Source organism: uncultured Leptotrichia sp. (assembly GCF_938036635.1).
GTDB lineage: Bacteria > Fusobacteriota > Fusobacteriia > Fusobacteriales > Leptotrichiaceae > Leptotrichia > Leptotrichia hongkongensis.
The window spans coordinates 1-3550 of record NZ_CALHQO010000399.1; the positions used below are offsets into that span (position 1 = coordinate 1).

Genomic DNA, 3550 nt, shown 5'->3' on the forward strand with positions numbered 1-3550 from the left:
ATATAAATAAACCTAAAAATAAGGTAAATATTGCAAAAATAAAAACTTTGGAATTACTGTTCCTAGAACTTGGAATGGAATTAAAAGTATTTTGGGAAAATCATTTTGGAGTTGTAAATGTTGATGAAACAGTAAAAATTGATGAAATAGCAGCTTTTTAGAAAAATTAAGGGGTGGAATAAATGAAATATAGATTGAAAATTACAGATGAGGAAAATAAAAAGGAAATAAATGTAAGTGAAGATGAAATTATGGAAGTAAAATATAAAATCGGTCTTGCAGAAGATACAAATCTTGCAAACAGCAGAAGCACAGTAGAAATGGAAATAATTGGAAAAATTATTTCAAACTTGGAAAATACAGGAAATAATTTGGAAAATGAAAACATAAATGATGATTTGTATGAAAAAAATAAAAAGAATATAATAGATTTAGTGGAATGGGCAGAATCCTATCTAGAAAAAAGTGATTACAGAAATTTGGAAATGTTTGTTGATTTGGGTTCAAATAAAAAAATGGATTTGAAATTTACAAATATGTTTGTGTATAATTTTTCACAGGAAATGAGTATTGAAAAAGGGATAGGGATTTTTAAACTGAAGTTGAGACAAAAATTTCATCAGAAAAATAAATTGGACATAAAATAACACTTAAATTAAAATTTTGTGGTATAATAAAAATATAGATGTTCTATTAAATGAACTTAAAAATTATTCGATTTCTAAAGACAGTACAAAATTTATTTTAGGAGGAAATACTATGATTATAGATGTTGAATTAAACGAAAAAAAACAAAAACAGTTAAAAGAAGTTTTGGAATATGATAATAACTTTATTAATAATTTGATATCAAAAGAATTAGATAAAATAGAAGAAAATGAACAAATTTCCAAATCAGAAATAAAAAGAATAGTGAAGTTATCTGAAAAAGCTAAAAAATCCCCAATGATACCTCTTGAAGATTTTGGAAAGAAAATGGGATTTTAAGTGAAATACAGAGTATTGTTATCTAAATATGCAGCAAAAAAATTACAAAAGATGGATAAAAATACAAGTAAAAAAATTTATGATTTTCTGAAAAAAATAAACAATTCTGAAAATCCAAGAATCAAAGGGGAGGCTTTGAGCCATAATTTAAAAGGATATTGGAAGTACAAACCATTAAAAAATTACAGGATAATAGTTGAAATACAAGATGATGAATTAATAGTTTTAGCTGTTGAAATAGAGCATAGAAGTAAAGTATATTTGATTTTGAATAAATTAAAAAAATCATTTTTAAAATAAATAATGATAAATTCAAATATAGGGAGATGAGTTTTTATGAATAGAAATATTTTTATTACTGGAGCTACAAGTGGAATTGGGAAGGAAACAGCTTATGCCTTTGCGAAAAATGGGGATAATGTGATTTTGTGTGCTAGAAATATAGAAAAATTAAAAGAAATAAAGGCTGATATTGATAGAAAATATGGCACTAATGCGTATATTTTTGTTCTTGATGTTACGAAATATAATGATGTTGTTAAATTTACCAAAAAAATACTAGATGATGTGAAAAAGGTGGATATCCTTATAAATAATGCAGGACTTGCCTTGGGACTGGATAAATTTCAGGAATATGATATTGTGGATATTGAACGAATGATAGACACTAATATAAAAGGATTATTGTATGTTACAAGACAAATTTTACCAAGCATGGTTGCAAATGATGAGGGGCATATTATAAATATTGGCTCAACTGCTGGAATTTATGCTTATGCAGGAGCTGCCGTCTATTGTGCGACTAAATCGGCTGTAAAGGTTTTGAGTGATGGAATTAGAATTGATACAATTGATAAAAATATTAAAGTAACTACTGTTCAGCCTGGAATTGTGGAAACTAATTTTAGTAATGTAAGATTCCATGGGAATACAGAGCAGGCTAAGAAGGTTTATGAAGGAATTGAGGCATTGAAGCCAGAAGATATTGCAAATATAATAGTTTATATTGCAAATCAGCCAAAACACGTACAAATTTCAGATATTACAATAATGGCGACAAATCAGGCAACTGGATTTAATGTTTACAGAAAAAATCAAAATAAATAATGGTCTGAGACAGTAAATACATAGTAAAGATGTACAAAATCCGCTAAACAAATTCATTGACTTTTATAAATAAGTTTAGTATAATAGTTTGTAATTATTTTTTTGAAGGGGAAGTATCGCCTAATGGTATGGCAGCAGCTTGGAAAGCTGTGGGCGGTTAAACGTCTTGTGGGTTCGAGTCCCTCTACTTCCGCCATTTATAAAAATAATTTGACAAATTAGTGAAAATATAGTAAACTAATTAAGATATACGCATAAAATTGGTGGCTAATACCAATGATAGCGATAAATTATTTGGAGGTGAACATAAATGTTTGCAGTAATTAAAACAGGTGGAAAACAGTACAAAGTAGAAGTTGGAACTGTATTAAAAGTTGAAAAATTAGCAGCTGATGTTGATTCAGACATCGAAATTAATGAAGTTCTATTAGTTGGAGAAGGAGATAACGTAACAGTTGGAACTCCAGTTGTAGAAGGAGCTAAAGTTGTAGCTACAGTTAAATCTCATGGAAAAGCTGATAAAAAAATTAACTTTAAATATAACAAAAAAACTTACTACAGAAAAAAAGGGCATAGACAATCTTTTACAGCAATTGAAATTAAATCAATCAATGCTTAATTGTATTTTTTAATATAATTTAGATTGTGAAAGCTGTTGTGGTTTGAATGATAAGAATAGAAATTCAAAGACAAAAAAATAAAATAACATATTTTGAAATAAAAGGACATGCAAATTTTTCAGAATATGGAGAAGATGTAATTTGTGCAGCTGTTTCATCAGTAGGACAAATGACAGTAAATGGACTTATTGAAACTTTGAAACTTAAGAAAAAATTGAAGTTTATTGAGGAAGATGGGTATATTTCCTGTGATTTGAAAAATTCTGGATTGACTGATGATGAACTAGAAAATGCAGATATTTTGGTTGAATCAATGTATTCGTATTTGAAGGATGTTGCAAAAAGTTATAAAAATTTTGTAAAACTTAGAGAAATAAAAAAATAAATCTAGGTTTATAAATGTAAAGATTTAAGAAAAATCCAAGAAAATAAAATATGAGAAAGAAATCGAGGAGGTTGGAAAATGTTATTAAAATTAAACTTACAGTTATTTGCCTCAAAAAAAGGGCAAGGATCAACTAGAAATGGTAGAGATTCTAACCCTAAATATTTAGGAGTAAAAAAATATGATGGAGAAGCTGTAAAAGCTGGAAACATTATTGTAAGACAAAGAGGAAGTAAATTTCACGCAGGAACTAACGCTAAATTAGGAAAAGATTACACTTTATTCGCATTAACTGATGGATATGTAAAATTTGAAAAATTTGGAAATGGTAAAAAAAGAGTAAGTATTTATCCTGAAAGAGCAGAAGCATAGTAATAAAATTGTATAATATATTTTTAAAATACTGTCTTAGAAATAGGATAGTATTTTTTTAAATTAACAATAAAAAATA

General features: G+C 27.2%; 7 protein-coding genes and 1 tRNA gene. All 8 read left to right on the plus strand.

Annotated elements, in window-relative coordinates; translation table 11 throughout:
* Positions 1-182: 182 nt before the first annotated feature.
* The 8 genes from Q0370_RS07965 (at position 183) to rpmA (ending at position 3471) form a co-directional block, all read left to right on the plus strand.
* Complete coding sequence (locus Q0370_RS07965) at positions 183-647, plus strand: hypothetical protein (RefSeq protein ID WP_299574346.1); 465 nt, start codon at positions 183-185, stop codon at positions 645-647.
* 112 nt (positions 648-759) lie between these two features.
* A complete protein-coding gene (locus tag Q0370_RS07970) occupies positions 760-987 on the plus strand; it encodes a hypothetical protein (protein WP_026746150.1) in 228 nt (75 codons plus the stop codon).
* Positions 988-1287 (plus strand): type II toxin-antitoxin system RelE/ParE family toxin, encoded by a 300-nt coding sequence (locus Q0370_RS07975; RefSeq protein WP_021769499.1) that lies wholly within the window; start codon positions 988-990, stop codon positions 1285-1287.
* Positions 1288-1323: 36 nt separating this feature from the next.
* On the plus strand, positions 1324-2094 hold the full coding sequence (locus tag Q0370_RS07980; protein ID WP_299574358.1) for an SDR family NAD(P)-dependent oxidoreductase: 771 nt from the start codon (positions 1324-1326) through the stop codon (positions 2092-2094).
* Positions 2095-2203: 109 nt separating this feature from the next.
* Positions 2204-2290 (plus strand) — tRNA-Ser (locus tag Q0370_RS07985).
* 114 nt (positions 2291-2404) lie between these two features.
* Entirely contained in the window at positions 2405-2713 is a 309-nt protein-coding gene (gene rplU / locus Q0370_RS07990; protein ID WP_021769501.1) for a 50S ribosomal protein L21, read from the plus strand.
* 47 nt (positions 2714-2760) lie between these two features.
* Complete coding sequence (locus Q0370_RS07995) at positions 2761-3099, plus strand: ribosomal-processing cysteine protease Prp (protein WP_299574365.1); 339 nt, start codon at positions 2761-2763, stop codon at positions 3097-3099.
* Positions 3100-3177: 78 nt separating this feature from the next.
* Positions 3178-3471 (plus strand): 50S ribosomal protein L27, encoded by a 294-nt coding sequence (rpmA, locus tag Q0370_RS08000; protein ID WP_026746154.1) that lies wholly within the window; start codon positions 3178-3180, stop codon positions 3469-3471.
* Positions 3472-3550 lie beyond the last annotated feature (79 nt).

Bases quoted from the DNA above. Each gene is read 5' to 3' on its own strand.
- Q0370_RS07970 (WP_026746150.1), top strand. From the start codon at position 760: ATGATTATAGATGTTGAATTAAACGAAAAAAAACAAAAACAGTTAAAA.
- Q0370_RS07980 (WP_299574358.1), top strand. From the start codon at position 1,324: ATGAATAGAAATATTTTTATTACTGGAGCTACAAGTGGAATTGGGAAG.
- Q0370_RS07995 (WP_299574365.1), top strand. From the start codon at position 2,761: ATGATAAGAATAGAAATTCAAAGACAAAAAAATAAAATAACATATTTT.
- rpmA (WP_026746154.1), top strand. From the start codon at position 3,178: ATGTTATTAAAATTAAACTTACAGTTATTTGCCTCAAAAAAAGGGCAA.
- rplU (WP_021769501.1), top strand. From the start codon at position 2,405: ATGTTTGCAGTAATTAAAACAGGTGGAAAACAGTACAAAGTAGAAGTT.
- Q0370_RS07965 (WP_299574346.1), top strand. From the start codon at position 183: ATGAAATATAGATTGAAAATTACAGATGAGGAAAATAAAAAGGAAATA.